The organism is Alistipes montrealensis, assembly GCF_018362775.1.
Taxonomy (GTDB): domain Bacteria; phylum Bacteroidota; class Bacteroidia; order Bacteroidales; family Rikenellaceae; genus Alistipes; species Alistipes montrealensis.
The window spans coordinates 273,981-299,027 of sequence record NZ_JAGYXY010000001.1 but is presented as its reverse complement, the minus strand read 5'-3'; the positions used below and the strand labels follow the sequence as shown (position 1 = coordinate 299,027).

Sequence of the window (25,047 nt, the reverse complement as noted above, 5' to 3'; positions counted from 1 at the left end):
ATGAAGAAGATTCTGATAGCGGCCGCCTTCGCGGCGGTGCTGCCGCAACTGGCTGCGGCGCAGGTCGAAAAACAGGTCGAGGTGACCAAAGCCTATGTTCCGAAGGTGGAGAGCGCCTCGAAACTGGCCGTCGAGCCCGACATGACCGATACGGCGCGCATGCGCCCTGAAATAGATTACACCATTACGCCGCTGTCGCTGCGGACGACGCTTTCGACGCGTCCGATCCGTCCCGCGACGGTGACTTACTGGGAATTCAACCGTCCGCTGCCGTTCTACGTGAAGGCCGGAGCGGGCTATCCGCTCAACTCGGTGCTGGATTTCTATGCTTCGTCGCAGAATCCCTCGACGGGTTACATCGTGGGATATATCAACCACGAGGGGCAGTATGCCAAGATCAAAAACAACTTCGGCGTGAAGAATAATTCCACGCGGATGTTCAACCGTATCGGAGCCGCTGCGGGCAAGTATTTCGGCCGTCATATCCTCGAAGGCGATATTTATTACGACAACCGGATGTATCACCGCTACGGGGCCTATGCCGGCGAGACTTTCGAATCGTTGATCAAGCCGGGCGGAATGAACGACTACGGCGATGCGAACGTTGCGGTTCGCTTCGGGGATAATTTCCAGGACCTGAGCCGCACGAACTTCGAAATCGCCTTGCGCGGAGGATTCTTCTTCGACCACTCCGAATGGCCGGAGTACAACGACAAGGCGCGTCAAACGACGCTCGAAGCCCGGGCTAAAATCGCCCGCGGGTTCGGCCGCAGCCATTTTTCGCTCGAAGCGGGTTATGAACGGCTGGCCGGGCAGAAATCCATTTCGGAGCGGAACCAACAGTTGATCCACGCTGCCCTGCGCTACGGTTTTGCCGGAGGCGTGGTGCGCCTCGACGTGGGAGCCGACTATTACCACGACCGCCTTGAGTCCGGGGACCAGGTTCCCGATTCGCGTGTGAAATCCGAAAACTATATCATCCCTTATGCCCGGCTCGATTTCAACCTCGGAACGCCGGGACTGAAACCCTTCTTCGAGGCCGACGGAGCTGTGAAACCGAACGATTTCCGGGCCCTGACGCTGGAGAATCCCTATGTCGCTTCTTCGATGTGGCTCGACAAGAGTTCGGTCGACTACAATTTCCGCCTCGGACTGGGCGGCAGCCTGTGGCGCAGCCGCTTCAACTACCGCGTTTACGCCGGGGTTTCGATCCGGGACAACCATCTTTACTGGACTACTTACCGGAGTTTGTCGGATGATCCGGCGTTCCTTGAAATTTTCGGAGGAGCCTTCGTCCCTGTAATGGCGCGGCAGACCGTCACTTCGTTCAACGGCGAAATCGAGTTTAGGCCTGTCAGCGTGCTGAAATTCGACCTGGGTGTGCACGGTTATCTCTACAACGACGAAACGGATCTGAAAAACGGCGCTCCTTCGTTTGAGGGCAATCTGGGCGTTGCTTACGAAGGACGCAAGGTTTCGTTCGGCGTGAAGGCGCTGATACAAAGCGTCCGCCGCTGGACGGTAATCGATCTTTTGGCTACGACCGATACCGTAGAACCGGCTCACGGACCCTCTTTCGAAGCCCCCTTTGCAGTCGACCTGCGGGTCAATTTCGACTGGAAGGTTTCGGGCCGAGTGACGCTCTTTGCCGAGGGGTGCAACCTCATCAACCGCCGCCTGTACGAATATCCGTGGTATCCCGAACTGGGAGCCAACTTCACGGTGGGCATCAAGGCGAATTTCTAAGCCTTTTTACCGGGGACGGTTTGCATAACGGGGACTTGGAAGTCCCCGTTTTTTGTTGCTGCAAAAGGCTATAATTCGTTTAATTGATAATCATTTTCGGTTCGATGTAGTAACCGATCGGAATTTTCGCTAAATTAGGGCAAACTTTAATTTACACGACTATGAAACATACAATGCCTGAGCTTCCTTACGCACCGGAAGCGCTTGCTCCGAAGATGAGCAAGGAAACCTTCGATTACCACTACGGAAAGCATTTGCAGACCTATGTGAATAACCTGAACAACCTGATTGTGGGCACGCCTTATGAGGAAATGCCGCTCGACGAAATCGTCCGGAAGGCCGACGGGGGTATTTTCAACAATGCCGCCCAGGCCTGGAACCATACCTTCTTCTTCCAGATGCTGACTCCCGCCCAGCAGCCGATTCCTGCGAAACTGGCCGCGAAACTTATCGAGGCGTTCGGTTCGGTGGAGGCTTTCAAGGAGCAGTTCACCAAGGCTGCCGTAGGGCTTTTCGGCTCCGGATGGGCCTGGCTGGCGATGGATAAGGGCGGAAAACTGTCGATCGTCGCCAAATCGAATGCGGGCAATCCGATGACCGACGGCCTGCGCCCGGTGATGACCGTCGATGTTTGGGAGCATGCCTACTACATCGACTACCGTAACCGCCGTCCTGATTTCCTGGCTGCATTCTGGGAGTTGATCGACTGGGGCAAGGTCGCCGACCGCTGCATTCCGAAGCGCTACAAGTGTACCGCCTGCGATTATGTCTATGACCCTGCAAAGGGCGATCCCGAGACGGGAATCGCGCCGGGAACGCCTTTCGAAGAGATTCCCGACGACTGGACTTGCCCGATCTGCGGCCTGTACAAAACCGACTTCAAGGCAATCGAAGAGTAAATGAAAAAACCTCCGCGTCGAACGCGGAGGTTTTTTGTGTCCGGTTGCCGCAGGGCGGCACGGGCCGATCAGAAGATAAACTTCTCGATTTTCAGTTCGCCCAGTTGTTCCAGGCGCGGCACGAGGGTCGTGAAGTGCGACGCCTGCTCGTGGGCAGCCAGTGCCTTCGAGTCGCTCCAGGTTTCGCAGATCATCAGTACGTCGTTACGCGTGGCGCTGTCGAACAGGTCGTAGGCGACGCATCCTTCGTCTTTGAGTGAGGCGGCTACCAATTCCTTGGCCGTGCGTACCAGTTCTTCGCGGTTGCTTTCCGTCGTGCGGATAAATACATTGAGTCGTATCATCGGTTTCTTGTTTTTGATTTTAACTGTTTACAAATATAAGTATTTTTTTGTCACATTGTAACGTGAAACCGAATCTTAATACCGGGAAATATCGTTTGTGACGGTATGCGGAAGAACGAACCGGACCTGTTTTCGGGCGGCGGAGGCGAAAATCGGAATGGAGGATGTACGGGGTCGTCTCCGGCAGAAGTCAGAGCGGGCAGAGCTTTTTCCGGGCGGTTTCGTATTCGGCGATGAGCCGGCGGAGGATGTCGCCTGCGGACGGCAGGTCGTCGATAAGCGCTGTGATCTGCCCGATCTCCAGTTCTCCTTCGTCGAGGTCACCCTCGAAAATGCCCCGTTTCGGCCGTCCGCGACCCACCAGCGCGAGCAACTCTTCCGCATCGGCGCCCCGGCTTTCGGCTTCCTCCACCGTGCGGCAGAAACCGTTGCGGATGAGGCGTGTCGGAACGACCTTTTTGAGCGCCAGGATCGTATCGCCTTCCTGCAATCCGATGCACAACTGTTTGAAGGCTTCACAGGCGGAACTCTCCTGCGACAGGGCGAAACGGGTTCCCAGTTGACACCCTTCGGCTCCCAGGGCAAAGGCAGCCAGCATGCCGGCTCCCGTGGCGATGCCTCCTGCGGCGATGAGCGGGAGATCGACGGCCTGCCTGACCTGCGGGATGAGGGCCATGGTGGTCGTCTCCTCGCGGCCGTTGTGACCTCCGGCTTCGAACCCTTCGGCCACGACGGCGTCTACGCCTGCATCGCGGCTTTTGAGGGCAAATTTCGAGCTCGACACCACGTGTGCCACGCGGCAGCCGGCGTCGTGCAAACGTCCGGTCCAAGTCGCGGGGTTACCTGCCGATGTGAAAACAGCCGGCACGCGCTCTTCTATGATAATATTCATTAATTCAGGTGTATAGCGATAGACGAGCGGCACGTTGACGCCGAAAGGCCGGGACGTGGCTGCGCGGCATTTGCGGATGTGTTCGCGCAGTAGTTCGGGCGTCATCGAGCCGGAGCCGATCAGTCCCAGCCCGCCGGCTTCGCTGACGGCGGCGGCCAGCCGCCAGCCGCTGCACCACACCATTCCGCCTGCGATGACGGGGTAGCGGATGCCGAAGAGCGTTGTGATTCTGTTTTCCATTGTTTTTGGTTTTCTGCGAGGTTAAGGTACAATTATTTTTCCAAAGCCGGAACTGGCGGCGTCGGATTGTTTCCTGCCTGAGGCCGGGGAGATGTTTCCGAAGCGTCCTGGTCGTGAACGAACCGGGGAGGCCCGGCGTGCCCTCTCCCGGTTAAATCAGTCCGCCAGGACGGATTGAAAACCGACCTCGTTATCCGATGATCTCAGTGCCTTTTCGGCCTGTTATCTCCATGTAAGCGTTTTTGTTTTGTAATTCATTGGTTATTATTGGTTTGTGTGTGTATATGTAAGGCCGTTATTGCTTGGTGTTTTGAGGTTTATCCGTTAATTTTAATTACCTGTTTATGGATAAATCTATGGATGTAAAATTAATCGTAAAAGGAGTACTCTGCCTGCTTCTGTTTTGTTGTGTATTCCCGCTTCAACCGGCGAACGGCCGGCAGGGCGGCCCGGTGCTGAATCATACGCCGGACGAATCCCGTAGCCGGCATTACCGGCAGGCGTATCTCGAAATTGCGGATATGCTCGACGGCAAAGCCCCCTTGAGTGTAAAACGTGCCGTCTTCCTTGCGGAATGGGCTTACCTCGACGGCGGCCTGGATTACAAGGCGTATTGCGACGGCATAGATACCGCAGTTGCGTTCCTGCAACGGCTGATTGCAGCAAACGGACTCGGCCGGTATAAGACCGGGAAGAACCTGGCGCTCACGGAATATTTTTTCCGCCCTTATTCCGGGAACGGACATAAACCGTTCACCTACGATTTCGACCATACGGGGGACAAATCCGATTTTACCGACCAGTTCGTATGCAAAGTCATGCGGACGCATACCGGGCAATGCCGTTCCCTGCCGATGTACTACAAGGTTCTGGCCGAATCCCTCGGGGCTGAAGCATATATTGCCCGCGCCCCGGCCCATGTGTTTATCCGTTACCGCAATGAGGATAACATGTATCCCGAGCCGTGGGTTAACGTGGAACTGACAACCCACCAGATAAACCCGGAATTCTTCTATAAGGAGCATTTCGAGATCAGCGACAAGGCCATTGAGAGCAAGGTGTACCTTGCCCCGCTGACGGATCGGGAAACCGTTGCCGTACAGCTTGCGGACCTTGCCCTCGGGTATTGGCGCAAATTCGAATGTTACGACGGGTTTACACGGCGCTGTTGTGAGAAATCGCTGGAATACTATCCTCAAAATCCCAATGCCTGCATTATCCTGGGCAAATCGCTCGATGCGGTCCTTATGTCGCATTTGGAACAAAACGGGTATAAGGAGGATGAATATACCCGGCAGATCGAAGCGCGGTCACACTCGCTTTACGAAAGCCTGAAATCCCTGGGCTGGGAGCAGATGAGTGAAGGTCTGCATGAAAAACTGGAAAAGGGCAACGAACAGGGAAAGAAAATGCAGGGGGCAACCACGAATGAATTGCCGATGCTATAACCTTAAAAATTATACTGTTATGAAAAACAAATTTTTGACCGCCGCGATTTGCATTATCGCTTTATTTTCAGTAAATTTGAGCTACGGCTACCATCCGATTTCGCCGTATGCGTATTGTGCGGGAAATCCGATAAAATATGTCGATCCGGATGGGAAAGATGTTTGGGAAATTAATCAGAATGGACAAATTGTCAATCGCATCGAAGATACAACGCAGGATGCTTTTCATATTGTACAGCAGGTTGACGGGAAACGGCAACGCATAGAAGGGCAGTCGAAAACATTTGAATACGGTACTATTACTGGAGTTAACCAACCCCAAGTGAATGTTGTACGGGAGGACGGGAGTATTACACAAGAGCGGCTAACTCTTTTCCAGGTCAATGGAGATGATAAAGCGACAGAACTTTTTGAATTTATGGCTAATCCCGGAACAACGACAAATGTTGAATGGTCGCACGTAAAAGTTGGAACAGATAAATCCCAGAAAAATATTGTGGGTAATATGCACCAAAAGGGAGAAACTTCCGTCGGGCAATATGTATTTCAAACAGGATATACCGTTCGGGCAAATAATCACAGTCATACGAATGGAATAACAACACCGTCACTGGGTGATGTAACAACTGCCGGAATGATAAACGGAACGTTTCCTAATGCTACAACTAAAATATATACTACTAATCCATCCCAATACTCGCCATTTAATAAAGATTCGGAATATAGAATAATCGGGCTGCCTTCAGTAACGATTTGGGGTAAAAAACCATAATTGCAATGAAATACTTACTATTTATCGTATTCTTTATCTCGTTTGGCCTGCATGTATCGTCACAACCTGATCCAAACAAAACAAAACGGGAATATTTGCCCGAGATACAGGTTGATAGTATATTTCAAAATATGCTCGACAATGTATTGACAACTGATGCCCAAGAGAGTTATTACAGAAAAGATTTCAATTATGGTATTACTTTCTTTTCAGACCAACATGGTAACGACTGCATCCAAATTGAGGCTATTGGCCGCCGGGTTCTGAAAAACGGAATTGAATTCGGGGTAATGACCTATAAAGGACATATTTTCATTTTCTATGGGAAGAAAAACAACAAGGTGAATATTACAGAGAAAAAAGTTCCCTTCGATTTTGCTGTAAACCAAACGCAAATCTTGAAGGGCGGAACCTTACTATTAGACGGTATAGAAAACGATAGCTTCAGCACTTGGATCTTCCGATATGATGATGACGAGCTGAAATTAATAGTTCATAAATAGCTATATGTAGGAAATACGTAAAGGCCGGACAATTTGTTCGGCTTTTAACTATCTGCAAATAATACCTCTTTTAAGAATTATTACCCCCCCCCAGTTCTCCACGCTATCGATCGAGGAATTGATGGTTACAACATCCTTCTCCAAATGTCGCTCGGTCGGTGTTCCATCGTTTGTCTTGGGTGTTATCGGGCCACCGTCGGTAATGATGTCGTCGGGCTGATTTGTGATCTGGTGATTTCTTGCGTTTGATGGGTTCCGAATGTTTTGTTTTTTGCGGCTCTTTTAATCGCCTCGATTTGCATTATCGCTTTATTTTCAGTAAATTTGAGCTACGGCTACCATCCGATTTCACCGTATGCGTATTGTGCGGGAAATCCGATAAAATATGTCGATCCGGATGGACGGCAAATGGTGGGTTTAACAAAAGAAGATGCTCAAAAGTTCATGACTGACATGAGTTTTATTTTGAAAGATGATAAATTTCAAAATTTCAGAGCTTTAGTGATGTTGGATAAAAAAGGGACAACATTTAATGTTATAGGATCGGATGCTTTAAATAGTGCTTTGAATGGTGTTGAGTTATCGAAGGACGAGCAAGTATTTGTTAATGAATTAGTGGGAGCAATTAACTCTGAGCATAAGCACACGGTTGAATATGCAGCAGTTGACGGTAATGTCTCAGTTCAAGGTAGTCAGGCTTTTAAAGCTCATTTAAATAGCGAACAAGCCGGTTTGGGTAATATGTTTCCTCAATCTCAAATACCAGGAGCGACAATTAATGCTATGTCGGGAGGAGGATTAAATATTCCTGTGAAGAATGGCTCTCATTCGATTATAATGGACGGAAATGGGGCAATCCACGAACATGGAAGGGCTTTAATATCAGCCCATGAGGTCCTTGGTCACGGTGTTGCTGCGGCTCACGGAATATTTGGAGAAGGAAATAATCTGAGAGCGATTCAGGTGGATAATCTGGTTCGCAGGCTTATTGGAGTGTCTATTCCTATAATGCAACACGGGAATGTGATAATTACAGATCCTGGAGTATTGCCACGGGTTTTGCCATAAATGTTATCGATATGAAATTTATTTTATCATCTTTGTTGACTCTGTTGTTTTGTGCTGGTGTGCATGCTCAAGAACTGTCTAAACAGGAGAGTTGCTATATTAACGCAGTCTCATCTGTTATTGATAAATATCTTGCAGATATTATTCAAGGAGAGAATTATGTTTTATTCGCCATTTCCGACCGCCATTGTCTTGTCTTAGTTAAAAGAAATAAGAAATATGAAGAATATTACATAGATATTACCAATGGCATTCTGAAATCCCATATGAATAAAATCAAAAAGAAGGAAAAAGAGATTTTTGGTAAATTATTCAGCAAAAATTCCTATCAAGAAGGTTTCATTGATCATTCAAAATATGATATGATGACAGACGGTAATCCTGTATATTTCTATTTTTGTGATTCTAGCAATCAAAAATATGGCGAATCTCTGGTTACGGTATTTGTAAAGCCCACACCAATAGATAGCGACATCTATTATTTTCTCCTTCAGAAAATAATGTCACACTTATGACCATATCAGAGGCTAGGTAACTAACTTCAAGCAGATTTGGATTTAGGAAAAGAAAGTTATCGTGTATTCACGAATAATTGTGCTGATATGATAGAAACTATATTCGAAACTGGAACTAAAATTAATCTGCCAACCGGATTAAGTCCCAAACCTAACAGTAATTTTGATAAAATTAAAAAGAATCAAGCCCAGATTCAAAAAATGTCGAATAAAAATGGGCCCCGACTTATTTTACGAATAAATAAAGATGCCAAATTATCAGAACCGTTAAAAAATCTAGTTTTGATATCCAACTATATACGTTGATAACCCCATATATTTTTGAAAAAAACGACTCAAAATAATTTTTCAGATTTGACTTTAGATGAAAGAGCTTTGTTAGATGCCGCTTTGCCTTTTATTGAACAGTTTCTGCAGGAGATGGGTGAGTTTTATCCATTTGCAATGGTTATGGGTAAAAACGGTGTAATTAGTTCTCTAAAGCCTGATATTGGAGAGGAATATCCAACAAGTGATTATCTGATTCAATTGTATGAAAAGACGATAAAAAGGGCTTTTTTATTAAATGCATTTGAATATCACGATGCAATAATATGTATTAATGTTATAATTCATGATAAAAAAGATCAGGATGCTGTAGAATGCAGATTTCTGCATAAACAAGGAAACCTGCATAAGTATTATATTTTATATGAAATTCGAGATGGTGCATATATTTGGTCTGTGATCAGGTAGTCATAATAGATGGCTTGAACGTTACGCTTTATGGGAATCGTTAAAAAATTGTTTCTGATTGTGTTGTGTCTAAACGGTCTGTCATGTTCAGAATGTAAAGAAGACCCTATTTTTAAGACCAATTTCAAGAATTGTCTGGATATTGTGGATTTGATTCATTACAAAGGCTATTATTCCGATGTAGGAACCCGAATGCACGCCTTTGAATGTCTTATTGCTGTTACTGGTTATGAAGGTCATGTCGAGCTTTTTGGAGAACCTCCTGCTATCTGTACGTATCGTGAAGATTTAGATAAGGATTTGGAGATATGGAAACAGTGGTATGAAGATAATAAATGTTCTTTCACCCTTGAGAAAGCAGACTCACTGATCGCCCGATACAAAGAGGTCATTGGCGATCCGGAGCTGACCTGGCCTGGCCTGTGCGGGATAGCGTGAGGGTTATGGATTTTTAATTACGATAGATCTTCGAGGTGTGTCTATCCTCGGCTATTCATACTGTCTATAATTTATAAATTATTGGCAAATAACCCTGAGTATTCTAATATAGAGGTGTTTAAGTATCCTCCCTGCGAGGAATTATAAGTAATATTTTTTATGGTAAAAGGAGAAGATAAATAGAAATATGAAATCGGGCATTAAATTTTTTTCAGGTTTTATCTTTATTATACTCACCTGCTGGCTTTTCGAGCTATTCGTGATTGGAAGTCCTATTGTAATTTTAACATCCAATATTGATATGCATCATATGAAAGGGATTGTTGGGGATACGATCAATCCATTAAATGATTTGTGTTTTGATAATGAGGACCTGGCGGTATATATTATCGTTAATAAAAATGACCGGCAAGATCTCGATCCCCAATTATTCAAGGGGCTATACCTGAAATGCAATAATGAAAATATTCTGAAAGATATTTTGCCAAATTTTGATTGTGTAGTGGCAGGGGGCGATATGGCAACTGTTCAAAGTGCCATATATGTGATACAAAATAATAAGATCGTATTTATGTCGGGAATAGTGTTGGATAAAAATATTGCAGGCCTTCAGAATCAGCATTTTGGTTGGGCAGAAGCTGTTGACAGAGAATTATTGTTAGATGCTTGCAGTAAATTTAAAAGGAGTTATTGGCCTATATTATTTCTGTGATTTACCCAAATGAACGATGATATCCTCGTTTATGGAGATAATCGATTCCCGATCGGCGAGGATATCGTTCGGCGAGATTTGTGTAATTGTTGATATTTGTGTTTTCTGCAAATAGTATTATTGGCTTCCACAATGGACTTTTATAAGGAAATTGGCGCTGTTGAGAAAATTACAGGTCCGATCGGTGGAAAACCGGCGGTGTGGGATAAATTGCGGTTCTATTTTATCGATAGCAATGTATTCAACAATGCTGGCGGCAAACAGTACTTATTGAAGCCGGATGACTATGTCGGATATATTGACCTTACGACTACTACGGCAGTGGATGGCGATTGGACGATTGTTTTTCCGCGTGATGTGATTCTTAAATCCGGATCTTTATCGGAATAGTTTTCCACTAAATGTTTTATGGAAAAACCGAAACGTATTGTTACCAAGATGCAATGTCTTTTACGTGCAGATCAGCCCGCAGGAAAAGAAATATTTCCAATACATTGCCAATGATAGGTTACAACTGAACAGCAGCGTCATAAGAGTTTTCGAACGTGCTTATCCGGTCGATCAAGAGCCCAAGCTGACCGATGTGGTGCAGGGTGAGGCTGAATTCTATGCGCATACGGTACTGAGTTGGGGAATTTTCGTATGTTGAAAATGAAGCCTTTTCATACGACGGTTATGACCTTCATGTCCATTGCAAAAAACAGCGTTTAACTCATCGAGTCAAACGCTGTTATAGAAAAAGGGTGAGCTACTTACATCGCACCGCTACGACCACATACCCTTGCTCGATTCCTCGCCTGGGGGATTCTGTAGGAGCTGGTCGTATAAGACTCACCCGGGGACAAAAGTAGGAAAATTTTATCATCCCCGCAAACACATCGGGAATATTTTCTTTGCCGGAATCGTATTTCTTTCTTTGCCAGGGTATTTCGCAGGGTGGTTTCGGTAGGTCATGGCAAATAAAAAGTCCCGGGCAAGCCTGCCCGGGACTTTTTTCAGATTCAAATCCATCCTATTTTTTGGCCGGATAGAGATACCAGTCTTTATTGGTCTTGCCATCCGATTCCACCCAACTGCGGAATTTGGGGTAGGAGTCGTCGATCTTCACGCCTTCGTCGGGGATCGGAATATTCTCCAGGAAAGGCATGTTCAGCGCAAACGGATATTGCGTGTCGTTCTTCGCCAGCACATAGTAGAGGTTTTGGCTTGGCTTCGACCCGTCGTGTCCCGTGCCGAAAAGGCTCGGATCGGCCTTGTCGGTAGGCATGTGCTTCACCAGGTGCACCTCCTTGCCGCGAATCTTGTCCGATTCGACGAAAATGAACGGATTGAAAGGCGGCGTTACGGTGGACTCGATCACGTCGTTGAGTTCGAATGTCACGGATATTTTGTTGTCGAGGACAGGCTGAATGTCGTCGAACAGGAGGACCGTCGGATGTTTTTGTCCCGGTTCGAGCGGCTGCCCCTGCATATATTGCGACGGAATGGCGCCTGTGGCGGTGACTTTATGGACGGCATCCGGAGCGAGGTTCGTCAGTTGAACGCCGAATCCCGACTGAATCTTGCCGCCGTTATGGCAGGGCGTATACTCGGTTTCGATCCTGTATACCGAATTGTTCAGGATGTGCTTGTAGACCTTGCTGCTGTACTTGATCATCACGTCGTTCATGTCGTAGTCGCCGGCATAGGGCCACAGGTCTTCGAACATCAGGAATCCGTCGGTTTTGACATAGTTTTCCTCGTCGGACGGGCCGTTGCCGTCGTCGGGCAGTTCGGGGATGTTGCCGTCGATGGCCCCGTCTTCCTCGACTTCGAGGTAGAAGGTCGCGTCGTTGTAGCGCAGGTCGAGGTTGTCCTCAAAGCCGATTGCCACGATTTTCCGGCTCTGGGGATCGAGCAGCGCGATGGTGCGCCTTTCGCCGTCGGTATTCAGGTGGTCGGTGGAGAACCTGCTGAACTGTCCTTTGTTCTGGATGGCGATGTTGCCGGTGTTGGCGTTGAATCCCATTCCTTCGAGCCACCAGCCGATCGAAACTCCCGCGGGGAACTCGTCGTTGAACTTTTCACCGTCCCAGTATTTGAGTTGGACCCGGTCGCCGCCGGCCAGTGCGCCGCGCGCCGTTGTGGCGCCGATTTTCTTTACGAACGGCGACGCATCGGGAAAGACCAGAACCCGCTGGAGTTCGGCTGCGCTCTGCGGTTCCTGCCCGGTGGGGTAGGTGTAGTAACCCACGGTATTCCGCCAGGCTGCCGTACTGTTGATGAATACCAGATAGACCTTCGTCGGCTTGACGATCCGGAGGTCCGAACTGAGCCCGTCGGCGAAAAATTCGGGGTAGCGTTCTTTCAGTTTGCGCATGTCGTTGCGTTTGACGAACACCTCGTTGATGTCGTACAGCGTACCGGCCGACGGCATGGTTCGCTCGGGCTCCAGGTAGTCGGGGGTTCCGTACTGGTCCCAGTCGCCCAGCGTAAGCCATCCGTCGGGGTAGGTGTGTTTGTTACCCGTGACGGCCCGCGTGCCTTTTGTGCGGAGCTGCGCGACATAAGCCTTTTGGCTGTACGTGATTCGGTTGTCCTCGATTTCCAGTTCGACAGGGGAGAGCGTTCCCGGATAATCCGAGTAGAGCCACACTTTCGAGAGGCTGGAGAGCGCCTGGATGTCGGCGGAGAATTTGCCCGAACCGTCGGTGGTTCCGCGGTAGATGGGTTCGATGTCCCGTTTGACGCTTTCGCCTGCCGCGTTTTCGGTCATCGGGTCCTGATCGTAGAGTTCGAACAGGACGGCGTAGTCTTTATTGGGGAAGCCGTAATCGACCGACAAGGCGACCTGCTGATCGATTTTGAAATCGAAGTAGTCGTCGGGACCCGAAGGGGTGCGATTGGAATTCGGCTCTTTGACGCAACCTGCTGCCAGAAGAGCGCATGCCCCCAGAAACAGTAGGGTAGACTGGTGTTTCATATTTTCAGAATTCAGAATGATGCAGTGGCTATTACCCTGCAAATATATGGATAAAAAACTAAGAATCAAGAAAAAACAATTCGCAGCAGTGAAAATATTTTTTTTCGGGACGGTGTGATTCGGCGCTGCGCGCCCGGTTGTTTCCCGGCCGGACGACGCCGGGACGATGAAATCGTATATTTTTTTATTACCTTCGCAAAAAAATATTGCCGAATGCGTAAGAAAATATTGCTCCGGAGCCTGCTGGCAGTGCTCGTCCTGGCGGTCGTCGCGGCCTTCGTCGCGCGGCAGCAATTCTATGGGAATGCGGTAGTTGCGGAACGCGACCTGTATGTGAGCAGCCGTGCGGACTACGCGCAGGTCGTGGATTCGCTGCTGCCGCAGATCAAACACCACCGGGCGTTCGATGCCTATGCCCGCCGGATCAACCTGGGTGAAACCTTCAAGCCCGGCCGTTATGTCCTCAAACGCGGCATGAGCGTCGTCGAAATTGCGCGTATGCTCAAGTTGGGGTTGCAGACCCCTGTGCGGGTGGCGATCAACAACGTGCGCATTCCGGCGCAGTTGGCGCAGAAACTCGCCCGGCAGATCGACGCCGATTCCACGGCTATCATGCAGGCGCTGACCTCGAAAGAACTGGCCGAAGAGGTCGGGTTCGACAGCGTGACGCTCTTTTCAATGTTTATTCCCGATACCTACGAATTGTATTGGACGGTGACGCCCGAAGAGTTCGTGAAGCGCATGAAGCGCGAATACGACCGTTTCTGGACCTCCGGGCGCGACGACAAACGCAAGCGCAGCGGACTGAGCCGGCTGGAGGTGATGACCCTGGCGTCGATCGTCTACGAGGAGACACGCAAGACCGACGAGATGCCCCGTGTGGCGGGGGTTTACATCAACCGCCTGAACAAAGATATCAAGCTGCAGGCCGACCCGACGGTAAAGTATGCCATGCAGGACTTCGGACTGCGCCGCATCCTTTACAGACACCTGAAATACGATTCACCCTATAATACCTATGTGAATAAGGGGTTGCCGCCTTCGCCCATCTGCATGCCGGGGAAAAACGCCATCGACGCCGTGCTCGACTACGAGAAACACGACTATATCTTCTTCTGTGCGCGGCCCGAGTTCGACGGTTACCACAATTTCGCCAAAACCCTGAGTGAACACAATAAGAACGCACGGGCATACAGCGACGAACTTAATCGGCGCAAGATTAAATAATTTTCGTATCTTTGTCATCCCATGCTTGCGAAGATATACGAACAGAATCCTTCGGAGAAGGAGTTGCAGCGCGTCGTAGACGCCCTGGAGCGGGATGAAATCATTATTTATCCCACCGACAGCGTCTATGCTTTCGGCTGTTCGCTGCGTTCGCCGAAGGCCATCGAACGGCTGCGCCGCATCAAAGGCAAGGGGAACGGGGAATTTACCGTGGTTTTCGAAAGTATCGCCCAGGTCGCGGAGTACTGCCGGGTGGACAATGCCGTCTTCAAAATCCTGAAACGCAACCTGCCCGGGCCGTTTACCTTCGTGCTGGCCGCTTCGGCGCGCATTCCGGATAAAGCCCTCGAGCGGCGTCGTACGATCGGTATCCGCATTCCCGCCAGCCCGATTGCACGGGCTGTGGTCGGGGCGTTGGGGTGTCCGATGATTACAACGTCGGTCAAGGACGACGACGAGGTGGTGGAGTACACGACCGATCCCGAACTGATCCACGAACGATACGGCCGCGAAGTGGCGCTGGTCATCGACGGCGGTATCGGCGACAATATTCCCACGACGATCGTGGACCTGACGGACAATGAGCCGGAAATCCTGCGCGAGGGCAAGGGAGAACTGCAATAGATTGATAAAATGATCGATACAAAATGAAGAAGAACAATTTCTGGAACGAGGCCGCGCGATATGGCGTAATCATGGCCTTGGTCGCCATCCTTTTCGACGTACTGGGCTTTTATGTGCAGAACAGGCTGTTGTCGCTTTTGTCGCTGGTCGTGTTCGTACTGCTGCTGGGCTATTTCACCAAACGCCGTGTGGCCGAGTACGGAGCCAAGGGATACAGCTATGGACAGTGCCTGGGCTTTATGGTCTGCGTGATGCTTTGCGCCGGGTTTATTGAGGGCGCTTTCATGGGCGTCGCCGTCAACTGGTTTTTCGAGGCCAAGTACGAGGCGATGATAACTCCGTCGATCGCCATGCTGGAGAATACGGGCTTCTATACGGCCGACCAGATCGAACTGATGATGAAACTGATGCGGTCGCCGCTGGTGCAGATTTTCAGTGGTATGTTCGGCTCGGTCATCAAGGGCGGCTTTTTCGGTCTGTTTATTGCGGCTTTTACCAAGCGCGATCCCGATGTCTTTTCGGAAGGCACTAACGAATAGGAATGAATAAACTGGATATATCGGTCGTCGTACCGCTTTACAACGAAGCGGAGTCCCTGCCCGAGTTGGTGGCATGGATCGACCGTGTGATGCGTGAAAACGGGTTCTCGTACGAGGTTATTCTGATCGACGACGGTTCGTCGGACGGCTCGTGGGAGGAGGTCGAACGCCTCAAGGCGCAGTATCCGGCAATCCGGGGCATCAGTTTTGCCCGCAATTACGGCAAATCCGCAGCTCTTTACTGTGGATTCGCAGCGGCGGAAGGCGAGGTGGTCATCACGATGGACGCCGATTTGCAGGATTCGCCCGACGAAATTCCCGAACTGCGGCGCATGGTCCTCGAAGAGGGCTATGACCTCGTGTCGGGGTGGAAGAAACAGCGCCACGACCCGATCGGCAAGCGCTGGCCCAGCAAGTTCTTCAACTGGACGGCACGGACCGTATCGGGCATCAAACTGCACGATTTCAACTGCGGGCTCAAAGCCTATCGCCGCAAGGTGGTGAAGGCCATCGAGGTCTACGGCGAAATGCACCGGTTTATACCGATCCTGGCCAAGAAGGCCGGCTTCGGCCGTATCGGAGAAAAGGTCGTGGACCATCATGCCCGCAAATACGGTTGTTCGAAATTCGGCCTCGAACGTACGGTAAAAGGGTATCTGGACCTGATCACGGTGCTGTTCATGACTCATTTCGGGCGTTCGCCGATGTACTTCTTCGGGAGCCTCGGGACGCTGATGTTCCTGCTCGGCGGCGGAACGACCGTGTGGATCATCGCCGAAAAACTTTGGAAACAGTCCCACGGCCTGCCGCTGAGGCCCGTTGCGGACCAGCCGCTGTTTTATCTGGCGATTTTAGCCGTAATTCTCGGCGTTCAGTTGTTTTTGGCCGGATTTTTGGGCGAATTGATCAACAGAGGATCCTCCGAGCGGAACAAATATTTGATCGACAAAACTTTGTAAATGATGATACAACGAATCCAAACGCTTTATTTGCTTGTCATTTCGGCACTTATGGCCGTGACGCTTTTTGCGGGGCTGGCATGGTTTGCGGGCGATGCCGGGGAATTCGGACTCTACGCCTTCGGGCTGAAAACCACCGACGGCGCAGTCGTTCAGTCCACCCTTTATATGGGGGTATTGCTGGCGCTGGCCTGCGCGCTGCCGCTGGTTACGATTTTCCTGTTCCGCCGCCGTTTGCTGCAACTCCGCCTTTGCGTGGTGGAAATGGTGCTGTTGCTGGGCTCCGCGATCATGGAAGGCGTCTACTACTTCCTGAGCTGGAGGGTCTTTTCCGACCTGACGTTCCACACCCAGGGCTTTCGACCCGCCATTGTGCTGCCGTTGGTCTGCTTGCTGTTTGCCTATCTGGCGGCCCGTGCGATTTTCCGCGACGAATTGCTGGTGCGCGCTGCCGACAGAATACGCTGATTAACCGAATACTACTGGACCCGGAGTATGCCCGATGAGCATGTTCCGGGTCTTCTGTCCTCACCGGCGAACTGTCGGCAGGAGTTAAAAAAGGTTGTAAATTGGACCGATCTGATTATTAAAAGAGTGTTACAAACCTTTGATGGTCCGGAAAATAATTTTAACTTTGAGGCATAATATTACTATTATGTAATGATTTCGAATAATTTTGGCTACAAAAAATACATTTTTTAACTAACACTCAACTCTATGAAAGTAGTAAATTTCTGGAAAACATTGTTCTGCTCGGTGTTGGCAATTACAGCCTTCACTGCATGCTCGGACGATGACGACAACGGTTATTCGGGAATGCCCGAAATTACCGTGAACGGCGGCGAGGTCGTGACCATCGCCGGTAAACTTGCGGGAGGCAAGCTCGAACAGTCTGTAGAGGTCGTTTCGAAAGGCGACTGGGATTTGACGTTCAAAAACGCGGGCGACTCGCAGTGGTGCACGCCCAGCGCCATGTCGGGTAAAACCGGCACTACGACGCTGACCTTTACGCTCGGTCAGGCTACGGCGGAACGTACTGCAGAACTTACGCTGACTGCCCGTTCCACGTTCGAGGGTATTCCCCTGACGCGGACGGCTACGATCAAGGTTGTGCAGAGCGACAACGATGTGCCGACCGGCAATGCTCTTTACAGCGAGAATTGCGGTACGGACGGTACTTTGGCGTCCTCTAAGCCGAAAGTTGGAGATTATACCGGCTGGCAGCGCGGTGGCTCGCTTGACCAGGCAGGGGTTACGTATAGCGGCGATGCATCGGTTCGCGATATCAAGGGTAGCTATCTTCCTACTGACGATGAAAAGGACGAAGTTTCGGGTACTCCCATTGTTTATGTCGGAAGCACCACGCAGGTTTTCAATATAAATAACATCAACATCGGTACGGACAAGAACTTTACGTTTACCTTCACGGCTTTGGATCAGAGCAATTATGACAATGGACCGGTTTTCACCGACGTAACCAGCGGCACGCTCAAATTCTCGGTAAGTACTGATGGTGGCCAGACCTTTGCGCCTGTTGTTTTCTCGACCCAAAAGGTAGCTGCGGGTTCATGGTATCTCTGCACGGCTCCTTTCAAAATTCCGGCATCTGTTTCGACGGATAAGATCACCGTTCGTTTCGATTCCTATATCTTTACCGGTTCTTCGGGTGAAGGACACCAGGGCCTGCGTCTCGACGATTTCAAACTTTTCGCAGGCGGTAACGGTCCGGAACTCGATCCGGAAGAGAAGCCCGATCCCGAGAAGACAACTATCGGCCAGATTACGGGTGCAGGAACTTTTGAACTTGAGGGCGTGACGGTCGTTACGCGTAGCGACATCGCCTATGTGATCGCCGATGCGACGGGTTCGATGATGGTCTATGGCAGCAACGAAGTCAAGGTGGGCGACAAGATCAACATCTCGGGCGACGTGACCGTTTACAACGCGACCAGCATTCCGCAGTTCGACAGCAAGACGGCTACGGTGAGCGAGGTCTCCTCCGGCAATGCGTGGACCTACAATTTTACAGATTACTCGGTGGCTGACGTGCAGGCTTATCTAACCAACATCAAGTGCATTCCGATCGCACTCAAGGGTACTATCGTCAAGGACGGCAACTATTTCAACCTGGAGATCGAGGGTGCCGATAAGGCTACCTTGCAGGGCTCGGTGCAGTACTACACGCCCGACGCTGCGAATATTGATGTCCCGGTAGTCGTGAAGGGCTATGCCGTAGGTACTTCGAAGTCAGGCGATATCACTCGAATCAAGATCTTCCCTCATGAGATTACAGTCAATTCGACCGAACCGTATATCTCGGCGACCGCTCCGGCAACCTTCAAGGCCGACGGCGAGACGATCGAGGTGGCATTCACCGCAGGTAACCTCGGCTCGAACAAGGTGTTTGCAAAAACGGAAGGTACGGATGCCGCACAGTTTACGCTCGGTACGGTTGGTGCGAATTCGGTTCCCGTTACGGCAAAAGCTAACGACGGTGCTGCCAAATCGGCTACGCTGACCCTCTATGTAGCTGCTTCAGAAGGAGCAGCGGCTGTTGCCACGACTTCGGTAGATTTGAAGCAGGCGGCCAAGTCGAGCGGTGAAGATACGAAGGGAAATTATAGCTGGATGCCGAATTTATACACGAAGGACGCATTCGATTCGAAGACGGATTATTGGTATTTCAACGTTCAAGTTGTTCCGAACGGAGAAACAACGGAGTATACTTTCTTGAAACTGGCTAAAAGCAAGACTAGCGGTGTATATACAACTCCGGTTCTCGGTGTAACGGGTGATAAGAAACTTTCGTTTTATGCTGTTGGTTGGACTGGTGTTCCCTCTAAGGTTTATGTGCGTGTAAATAATGGAGGCAGTGTGACCCCGGCTTCTGTAGATGTTGCTGCTAATAGTGGATTTGCGGGAAGCACCAATACTTATACGATGACGTTGTCAGACAATGATTATTATACGTTTGAGTTGAAAGGTTTGACGGCAACGTCCACACTTACGATTTCTACGTCCGCAACTTTTGAGGCAGGAGCAGATTCAACTAATAAGAGTCGTGCCGGCGTTATTGGCTTGCAGATTTATTAATAGCAGTCAAGGAAACTGACTTTTTAAACCAAACCACTCTTGGCGGGGATAACACCCCGTCAAGAGTTTGGTTTCTAAAAAGGTCTGCGGACCAAATGTTATATATTTTTTGAATGATGTTGAAAATTAAACAGATAAGCGTGCTGCTCGTGACGATGTCGGCGATGCTTGTCCTGTTTGCGGGATGCGGCGACAAGGACGACGGGGACGATAAGCAGTCCCACGCAGAGCTCGTTGCAGAGACCGTGAGCAGTTTAACCACAACGAACAAGATTTCGACCCAGGGGCCTTCGGGCATCACTTTCGAGGCTTTGATCGTTTCACAGTCCGGGGATGCGGATTGGTGTTCGTTTGCTTTAATCAGGGACGACGGTAAGATAGTCTCCTCCGCCAGTGGAAATGTCGGGGACCCGGCGTACCTCTACCTGCTGAAAAACAATTCCGACAACGATCGTGTCGCTACGATCGCTGTAACCTATACCAACGGCTATTCCACCTCGCTGACGCTGACGCAGAAGGCGGCAAACTCTACGTTCGACTACGACCGGGCCTGGGGCGAACAGCCGGAATATGCCGAAAACGCAGATTACACCTATAAGACCTACTATACGACGCTTGTCAACGGGAAATACGTGCGGAATTATTCGATCTGCTACGACCGTACGAAACATGTTTCACATTGGGTGGCTTATCCGATTTACCGCGATTATACGTCGAGCCGCACCTATGAGACCGGTCCGGGCACGCAGGGGCGCACCGATGCGTGGGCCTACGACGACTGGACGACGGAATATGTTTCGTCGAAGCCTTATTACCGGCAGACGGGCACGAAAATTTTCGAACCTGCCATTTCTGAACGCGATCAGGCGAATGTGATCAATTATTTTTCGGGTTACCAGCGTGGACACATGCTGCCTTCGGCATCGCGTTACAGCACTTGGACTACCAATGCGCAGACGTTCTTCGCCACGAACATGATGCCGCAAAACGGTGATTTCAACGGAGGGAGTTGGGCCACTCTCGAAGGCAAAGTCCGCGGTTGGGGAGGCCTCCGTAATTACGATACGCTTTATGTCGTAACGGGAACGTATTTTTCGGATTCGTACAGGACCATGATGAACACGAATGTGGGCGGTACGATCCGTGTAGCCGTGCCGGATAAATGCTGGAAGGTTTTGTTGCGCCAGCGCGGCAATCAGAACAAGCAGATTTCGGAGTTTGGGGCCGATGAGTTGAAAGCCATAGGTTTTGTCTTCGACAACACATCGTCGAGTGCCGACACGGAACTCCAGGACGCCGCCTGCTCGGTGAAGAAAATCGAGGAGCTGACGGGCTTCGAGTTCTTCCGCAATCTCGACCCTGCGGTCGCCGATGCGGTGAAGAGCAACTATAATTATTCCGACTGGAATTAATATTAAACCGGATAGAACCTTAATAACACAAAACGTTTATGAAGAGAATCTTTTTGACAGGACTGTTTGCCTCACTGATTGTGGTGGCATGCTTCGCGCAGAAGCCCTACAAGGTAGTCTTCTACAACTTCGAAAACCTGTTCGACACCATTCACGACCCCGGTGTGCTCGACGAGGAGTTTACGCCCGAAGGTCCCAAGAAGTGGAACACGGCCAAGTACACCAAGAAAATCGGGAACCTGGAGCGCGTGCTGTTCGACATTGCCGCCGAGGATAAGGATTATCCCGTCGTGATCGGCGTTTCGGAGATCGAGAACCGTTCGGTGATGGAAGATGTGATCGCCCAGCCCAAACTCGTTCCCGGCAACTACCGTATCGTACATTACGATTCGCCCGATGCCCGCGGTGTCGATGTCGGTTTCTACTACCGGCCCGATGTTTTCAAGCTGGAAGGCAGCGCCGCCATTCCGTTTAAGATGCCCGAGTTGCCCAACTTCAAGACGCGTGATTTCGTCACGATGTGGGGTACGATCGAGGGCGAGCCGTTCTTTTTCCTCGTGAGCCACTGGCCTTCGCGCCTGGGCGGCAAGGAGGCTTCGGCGCCCAAGCGTCTGGCTGCGGCCAACCAGGTGAAGCACATCGTCGACTCGGTGATTGCCGCCAATCCGGCTACGAAGGTGGTCATTATGGGTGACCTGAACGACGATGCTACGGATGCCAGCATCGTCGAGGGACTGAACGCCAAAGGCAAGATCAAGGAGGTTAAGAAGGGCGATATGTTCAACCCGTTCATCAACCTGCTGAAGTCGGGTTACGGAACGCTGGCTTACCGCGACGAATGGAACCTGTTCGATAACATCATCGTCTCGGAAAACCTCGCTACGGGCTCCACGGGCGAACTGAAAATCCAGCCTGTGGGCAATTCGAAATTCTACGGAGGTATCTTCCGCCGTCCCTACATGATCCAGAAGGATGGCCAGTATAAGGGTTATCCGCTGCGTACGTTCGTGGGCAACGATTTCCAGGGCGGTTTCAGCGACCACTTCCCCGTCTATATCTACATCGCCAAATAAACACTCTAAAATATTTGTATGAAACTCAAAGTTCTACTTATTCTGATGCTCGCCGCCGTGACCTTCACGTCCTATGCGCAGGACGGAGGCATCCGCGGTAAGGTGGTTTCGCGCAACGGTCGCGTGGCACTGAGCAATGTACAGGTGAAGATCGAATCGCTGGGTCTGGCGGCAACGACGGACAAGGACGGCAACTTCATCTTCGAGAATCTTCCCGCGGGCAGCTATACGGTGCTCTTCTCTACACCCGAATTCGAGGACCTCAGCCTGATGGTCCGTGTGGGTAATCAGCACGTACAGGACCTCAAGTCGGTAATTATCGTTCCGTCGGGCCCGGGCAGTGTGCTGGACGACGCCGTTTTCGCCGAATTCGACAGCGACTCGTCGTCGTCGGATACGCAGGCACTGCCTTCGTCGCTCTCGTCGTCGAAGGACCTCTTCAACAACATCGCTTCGTACCGCTTCAGCGAGATGCGTTTCAACGTCCGCGGCTATGATTCGCAGTACTCGGACATCTACCTGAACGGCATCCGTTTCAACGACGCCATGACGGGCTACGGTCCCTGGTCGCTGTGGAGCGGTCTGAACGACGCGACGCGTAACCAGGAAAATTACACGGGCCTCCAGGCTTCGGATTTCGGCATCGGCGGCATCGGCGGCATGACCAACATCAACGCCCGCGCTTCGCAGATGCGCAAGGGCTTCCGCGTGAGCGTTTCGAACGGCAACCAGATGTACCGCTTCCGCGCGATGGTTTCCTACGGCTCGGGACAGCTCGACAACGGTTGGTCGTATGCCTTCTCGGTGGGAACCCGCCAGGGCGGTAACGGCTATGTGGACGGTGTTTATTACAACTCCTACTCCTATTTCGCTTCGGCCGAGAAGCTCTTCGGCCAGAACCACCGCCTTGCGCTGACGCTGCTCGCTTCGCCCTCGGAGCGCGGCGCCCAGCAGGCTTCGACCGACGAGGCTTATCGCCTTTTCGGCAATAACTACTACAACCCCAACGTGGGTTACCAGGCCGGTAAGCTCCGCAACTCGCGCGTGCGCAATACCCACGAGCCGATCGTGATGCTGAACTATACGTGGGACATGTCGGGCAATACGCGCCTGAACGCTGCCACGTCGCTGCGTTTCGGCAAGAACGGCTATTCGGCCCTGACGTGGAACGGCGGTTCCGACCCCCGCGGCGATTACTACCGCTTTATGCCTACGTCGGATTTCACGCAGGTTGTTCCGGGTATCACGACCGATGAGACGATTTACTTCTACATGCAGGATGCTCTTACGGCAGCCAACGTATGGGACGGCATGATCGATTACGACCAACTCTACAACCGAAACTACTATATCGACACGGAGTTGACCAAGTTGATGGGCAACCAGTACCGTTCGAACTACATGATCGAGGAGCGCCATACCGACCAGCTCGATTACAACTTCGCGGCCAATGTCGAACATAACATGCGCAACAACATGCGTATCGTCGGCGGTGTGAACCTGCGCGTGAACCGCACGAACTACTATTCGCAGGTCAAGGACCTGATGGGCGGCGATTATTGGTACGACATCGACAAGTTCGCCGAACGCGACATGGCCAGTGCAACGGCTGCCCAGAACGATCTGGATTACTACTGGGCTACGGGACATGCCCGTATTGCCCGCCGCGGCGACAAGTATGGTTATTACTACCGTGCTCACCTGCTCGAAACCAACGCCTGGGCCAATTATACATGGGGCATCGGCGGTTTCTCGCTGGGCGTTGCCGGATCGGTCGGCTATTCGAACATGTACCGCGAGGGTATGTGGCGCAAGGGTCTGTTCCCCAACGATTCGAAGGGCGATTCGAAGAAACTCGACTACCTGACCTACGAGGGGAAACTGTCGCTGGGCTACAAGTTCTCGGGCGCACACTCGATCGAAGCTAATGTGGGTTACATGCAGCAGGCTCCCAAGTTTTCGACGGCATTCGTTTCGCCCCGTACGCGCAATACGACCACTCCGGGGCTGAAAGCCGAGAAGGTTTTCGCTGCCGACCTCACCTATAACCTCAATCTGCCTTACGTCAAGGCCCGCCTTTCGGGATACTATACGACGATCGAGGACCAGTCGAAGGTTATTTCGTTCTACGACGATATCCAAAGATCGTTCACCAACTTTGCGATGAGCGGTATCGATAAGCGCCACTACGGCGTCGAGTTGGGCCTGTCGGTTCCCGTATGGCAGGGCCTTTCGGTCGTCGGTGCGTTGAGCTGGGGCGATTACACCTATACCTCGAATGCCAACTTCGTGCAGACGGTAGACAACGTCGACCGGATCGTGCTGAAGGACAAGGTGAACTGGGACGGTTATCATGTGGAGAGTTCGCCGCAGTTGGCTTTCAACATCGGCCTCGACTACCGCGGACCGCGCAACTGGTTTGCCGGTGTGAACTTCAACTACTACGACAACCTCTATCTTTCGATGAACCCGTTGTACCGTACGGCTACCGCTGTGAAGTATTATGCCAACGTGCTGACTTCCAATACGGCGACGAACGATCAGAAGGCGGTCGCCATTGCGTCGATCAAAAAGATTCGTGCGCAGGAGAAGTTCGACGGCGTTTATACGCTGAGCGCCAACGTGGGCAAAAACTGGTATATCCACCGTGTTTATATGCTGGGCTTCAGCCTCGAGGTCAAGAACATCCTCAACGACCAGGACATCCGCACGGGCGGTTACGAACAGATGCGTATGAGCAAGGTTAGGGGTGCGGGAGGCGAACAGATCTACGGTCGTTTCCCTTCGAAGTATTTCTACCTGTTCGGCACGACCTATTACCTGAATGTCTATTTCCGTTTCTAATC

At 50.9% G+C, this 25,047-nt stretch carries 23 protein-coding genes and 1 other RNA gene; 20 read left to right on the top strand and 4 right to left on the bottom strand.

Going from position 1 to position 25,047, the window contains the following annotated elements; all coding sequences use genetic code 11:
* Both KG007_RS01250 and KG007_RS01245 read left to right on the top strand, forming a co-directional pair.
* Entirely contained in the window at positions 1 to 1,746 is a 1,746-nt protein-coding gene (locus KG007_RS01250) for a porin family protein (RefSeq protein ID WP_213347018.1), read from the top strand.
* A gap of 161 nt (positions 1,747 to 1,907) precedes the next feature.
* Positions 1,908 to 2,645: a Fe-Mn family superoxide dismutase gene (locus KG007_RS01245; RefSeq protein WP_213347016.1), complete on the top strand. Its 738-nt coding sequence runs from the start codon at positions 1,908 to 1,910 to the stop codon at positions 2,643 to 2,645.
* Positions 2,646 to 2,713: 68 nt separating this feature from the next.
* Here the strand turns inward: KG007_RS01245 and KG007_RS01240 are convergent, their stop codons facing one another.
* Both KG007_RS01240 and KG007_RS01235 read right to left on the bottom strand, forming a co-directional pair.
* A complete protein-coding gene (locus tag KG007_RS01240) occupies positions 2,714 to 2,989 on the bottom strand; it encodes a putative quinol monooxygenase (protein WP_195458186.1) in 276 nt (91 codons plus the stop codon).
* A gap of 190 nt (positions 2,990 to 3,179) precedes the next feature.
* Positions 3,180 to 4,121 carry an NAD(P)H-dependent flavin oxidoreductase gene (locus tag KG007_RS01235; RefSeq protein ID WP_213347014.1) on the bottom strand — a complete coding sequence of 314 codons (942 nt, stop codon included), beginning with the start codon at positions 4,119 to 4,121 and terminating at the stop codon, positions 3,180 to 3,182.
* Positions 4,122 to 4,642: 521 nt separating this feature from the next.
* Here KG007_RS01235 and KG007_RS01230 point away from each other — a divergent pair.
* From KG007_RS01230 to KG007_RS01190, 9 genes are all read left to right on the top strand, one after another.
* Positions 4,643 to 5,569 (top strand): transglutaminase family protein, encoded by a 927-nt coding sequence (locus tag KG007_RS01230; RefSeq protein WP_213347012.1) that lies wholly within the window; start codon positions 4,643 to 4,645, stop codon positions 5,567 to 5,569.
* A gap of 19 nt (positions 5,570 to 5,588) precedes the next feature.
* A complete protein-coding gene (locus KG007_RS01225; RefSeq protein ID WP_213347010.1) occupies positions 5,589 to 6,341 on the top strand; it encodes a JAB-like toxin 1 domain-containing protein in 753 nt (250 codons plus the stop codon).
* 5 nt (positions 6,342 to 6,346) lie between these two features.
* Positions 6,347 to 6,844 carry a hypothetical protein gene (locus KG007_RS01220; protein WP_213347008.1) on the top strand — a complete coding sequence of 166 codons (498 nt, stop codon included), beginning with the start codon at positions 6,347 to 6,349 and terminating at the stop codon, positions 6,842 to 6,844.
* Between the two features lie 324 nt (positions 6,845 to 7,168).
* Entirely contained in the window at positions 7,169 to 7,912 is a 744-nt protein-coding gene (locus tag KG007_RS01215; RefSeq protein ID WP_213347006.1) for an RHS repeat-associated core domain-containing protein, read from the top strand.
* Between the two features lie 11 nt (positions 7,913 to 7,923).
* Complete coding sequence (locus tag KG007_RS01210) at positions 7,924 to 8,427, top strand: hypothetical protein (protein WP_213347004.1); 504 nt, start codon at positions 7,924 to 7,926, stop codon at positions 8,425 to 8,427.
* Between the two features lie 321 nt (positions 8,428 to 8,748).
* Entirely contained in the window at positions 8,749 to 9,162 is a 414-nt protein-coding gene (locus tag KG007_RS01205; protein ID WP_213347002.1) for a hypothetical protein, read from the top strand.
* 30 nt (positions 9,163 to 9,192) lie between these two features.
* Positions 9,193 to 9,600 carry a hypothetical protein gene (locus KG007_RS01200; protein WP_213347000.1) on the top strand — a complete coding sequence of 136 codons (408 nt, stop codon included), beginning with the start codon at positions 9,193 to 9,195 and terminating at the stop codon, positions 9,598 to 9,600.
* A gap of 187 nt (positions 9,601 to 9,787) precedes the next feature.
* Positions 9,788 to 10,312 carry a hypothetical protein gene (locus KG007_RS01195; RefSeq protein ID WP_213346998.1) on the top strand — a complete coding sequence of 175 codons (525 nt, stop codon included), beginning with the start codon at positions 9,788 to 9,790 and terminating at the stop codon, positions 10,310 to 10,312.
* A 132-nt stretch (positions 10,313 to 10,444) separates the two neighbouring features.
* Positions 10,445 to 10,702, top strand: coding sequence for a hypothetical protein (locus tag KG007_RS01190; protein ID WP_213346996.1), 258 nt, complete (start codon positions 10,445 to 10,447; stop codon positions 10,700 to 10,702).
* Between the two features lie 349 nt (positions 10,703 to 11,051).
* Here KG007_RS01190 and ffs read toward each other — a convergent pair.
* Together ffs and KG007_RS01180 are read right to left on the bottom strand one after the other, a co-directional pair.
* Positions 11,052 to 11,149: signal recognition particle sRNA small type (gene ffs, locus KG007_RS01185), an RNA gene on the bottom strand.
* A 175-nt stretch (positions 11,150 to 11,324) separates the two neighbouring features.
* The gene (locus KG007_RS01180; protein ID WP_249413207.1) at positions 11,325 to 13,274 is read right to left on the bottom strand and encodes an LruC domain-containing protein; all 1,950 of its coding nucleotides are present in this window, start codon (positions 13,272 to 13,274) and stop codon (positions 11,325 to 11,327) included.
* A gap of 213 nt (positions 13,275 to 13,487) precedes the next feature.
* Here KG007_RS01180 and mltG point away from each other — a divergent pair, with 213 nt between their 5' ends.
* The 9 genes from mltG (at position 13,488) to KG007_RS01135 (ending at position 25,045) form a co-directional block, all read left to right on the top strand.
* A complete protein-coding gene (mltG, locus tag KG007_RS01175; RefSeq protein ID WP_195458177.1) occupies positions 13,488 to 14,501 on the top strand; it encodes an endolytic transglycosylase MltG in 1,014 nt (337 codons plus the stop codon).
* A gap of 21 nt (positions 14,502 to 14,522) precedes the next feature.
* The gene (locus KG007_RS01170; protein WP_195458176.1) at positions 14,523 to 15,125 is read left to right on the top strand and encodes an L-threonylcarbamoyladenylate synthase; all 603 of its coding nucleotides are present in this window, start codon (positions 14,523 to 14,525) and stop codon (positions 15,123 to 15,125) included.
* A 23-nt stretch (positions 15,126 to 15,148) separates the two neighbouring features.
* Complete coding sequence (locus tag KG007_RS01165; protein ID WP_213346995.1) at positions 15,149 to 15,664, top strand: DUF4199 domain-containing protein; 516 nt, start codon at positions 15,149 to 15,151, stop codon at positions 15,662 to 15,664.
* Between the two features lie 2 nt (positions 15,665 to 15,666).
* Entirely contained in the window at positions 15,667 to 16,623 is a 957-nt protein-coding gene (locus KG007_RS01160) for a glycosyltransferase family 2 protein (protein ID WP_195458174.1), read from the top strand.
* Positions 16,624 to 17,091, top strand: a complete 468-nt coding sequence (locus KG007_RS01155; RefSeq protein ID WP_195458173.1) for a DUF4293 domain-containing protein — start codon at positions 16,624 to 16,626, stop codon at positions 17,089 to 17,091.
* 249 nt (positions 17,092 to 17,340) lie between these two features.
* Positions 17,341 to 19,716, top strand: a complete 2,376-nt coding sequence (locus KG007_RS01150) for a hypothetical protein (protein ID WP_213346993.1) — start codon at positions 17,341 to 17,343, stop codon at positions 19,714 to 19,716.
* Positions 19,717 to 19,829: 113 nt separating this feature from the next.
* On the top strand, positions 19,830 to 21,128 hold the full coding sequence (locus KG007_RS01145; RefSeq protein ID WP_213346991.1) for a DNA/RNA non-specific endonuclease: 1,299 nt from the start codon (positions 19,830 to 19,832) through the stop codon (positions 21,126 to 21,128).
* Positions 21,129 to 21,166: 38 nt separating this feature from the next.
* Positions 21,167 to 22,201, top strand: coding sequence for an endonuclease/exonuclease/phosphatase family protein (locus KG007_RS01140; protein WP_195458170.1), 1,035 nt, complete (start codon positions 21,167 to 21,169; stop codon positions 22,199 to 22,201).
* An 18-nt stretch (positions 22,202 to 22,219) separates the two neighbouring features.
* Positions 22,220 to 25,045: a TonB-dependent receptor domain-containing protein gene (locus KG007_RS01135; RefSeq protein ID WP_213346989.1), complete on the top strand. Its 2,826-nt coding sequence runs from the start codon at positions 22,220 to 22,222 to the stop codon at positions 25,043 to 25,045.
* The last annotated feature ends 2 nt before the right edge of the window (positions 25,046 to 25,047 follow it).

Excerpts from the sequence above, each read along its gene's own strand:
- KG007_RS01165 (WP_213346995.1), top strand. The coding sequence starts at position 15,149 with ATGAAGAAGAACAATTTCTGGAACGAGGCCGCGCGATATGGCGTAATC.
- KG007_RS01145 (WP_213346991.1), top strand. The coding sequence starts at position 19,830 with ATGATGTTGAAAATTAAACAGATAAGCGTGCTGCTCGTGACGATGTCG.
- KG007_RS01220 (WP_213347008.1), top strand. The coding sequence starts at position 6,347 with ATGAAATACTTACTATTTATCGTATTCTTTATCTCGTTTGGCCTGCAT.
- KG007_RS01170 (WP_195458176.1), top strand. The coding sequence starts at position 14,523 with ATGCTTGCGAAGATATACGAACAGAATCCTTCGGAGAAGGAGTTGCAG.
- KG007_RS01140 (WP_195458170.1), top strand. The coding sequence starts at position 21,167 with ATGAAGAGAATCTTTTTGACAGGACTGTTTGCCTCACTGATTGTGGTG.
- mltG (WP_195458177.1), top strand. The coding sequence starts at position 13,488 with ATGCGTAAGAAAATATTGCTCCGGAGCCTGCTGGCAGTGCTCGTCCTG.
- KG007_RS01210 (WP_213347004.1), top strand. The coding sequence starts at position 7,924 with ATGAAATTTATTTTATCATCTTTGTTGACTCTGTTGTTTTGTGCTGGT.
- KG007_RS01200 (WP_213347000.1), top strand. The coding sequence starts at position 9,193 with ATGGGAATCGTTAAAAAATTGTTTCTGATTGTGTTGTGTCTAAACGGT.
- KG007_RS01150 (WP_213346993.1), top strand. The coding sequence starts at position 17,341 with ATGAAAGTAGTAAATTTCTGGAAAACATTGTTCTGCTCGGTGTTGGCA.
- KG007_RS01180 (WP_249413207.1), bottom strand. The coding sequence starts at position 13,274 with ATGAAACACCAGTCTACCCTACTGTTTCTGGGGGCATGCGCTCTTCTG.
- KG007_RS01230 (WP_213347012.1), top strand. The coding sequence starts at position 4,643 with ATGCTCGACGGCAAAGCCCCCTTGAGTGTAAAACGTGCCGTCTTCCTT.
- KG007_RS01195 (WP_213346998.1), top strand. The coding sequence starts at position 9,788 with ATGAAATCGGGCATTAAATTTTTTTCAGGTTTTATCTTTATTATACTC.
- KG007_RS01245 (WP_213347016.1), top strand. The coding sequence starts at position 1,908 with ATGAAACATACAATGCCTGAGCTTCCTTACGCACCGGAAGCGCTTGCT.
- KG007_RS01135 (WP_213346989.1), top strand. The coding sequence starts at position 22,220 with ATGAAACTCAAAGTTCTACTTATTCTGATGCTCGCCGCCGTGACCTTC.
- KG007_RS01225 (WP_213347010.1), top strand. The coding sequence starts at position 5,589 with ATGAAAAACAAATTTTTGACCGCCGCGATTTGCATTATCGCTTTATTT.
- KG007_RS01240 (WP_195458186.1), bottom strand. The coding sequence starts at position 2,989 with ATGATACGACTCAATGTATTTATCCGCACGACGGAAAGCAACCGCGAA.
- KG007_RS01160 (WP_195458174.1), top strand. The coding sequence starts at position 15,667 with ATGAATAAACTGGATATATCGGTCGTCGTACCGCTTTACAACGAAGCG.
- KG007_RS01250 (WP_213347018.1), top strand. The coding sequence starts at position 1 with ATGAAGAAGATTCTGATAGCGGCCGCCTTCGCGGCGGTGCTGCCGCAA.
- KG007_RS01190 (WP_213346996.1), top strand. The coding sequence starts at position 10,445 with ATGGACTTTTATAAGGAAATTGGCGCTGTTGAGAAAATTACAGGTCCG.
- KG007_RS01155 (WP_195458173.1), top strand. The coding sequence starts at position 16,624 with ATGATGATACAACGAATCCAAACGCTTTATTTGCTTGTCATTTCGGCA.
- KG007_RS01235 (WP_213347014.1), bottom strand. The coding sequence starts at position 4,121 with ATGGAAAACAGAATCACAACGCTCTTCGGCATCCGCTACCCCGTCATC.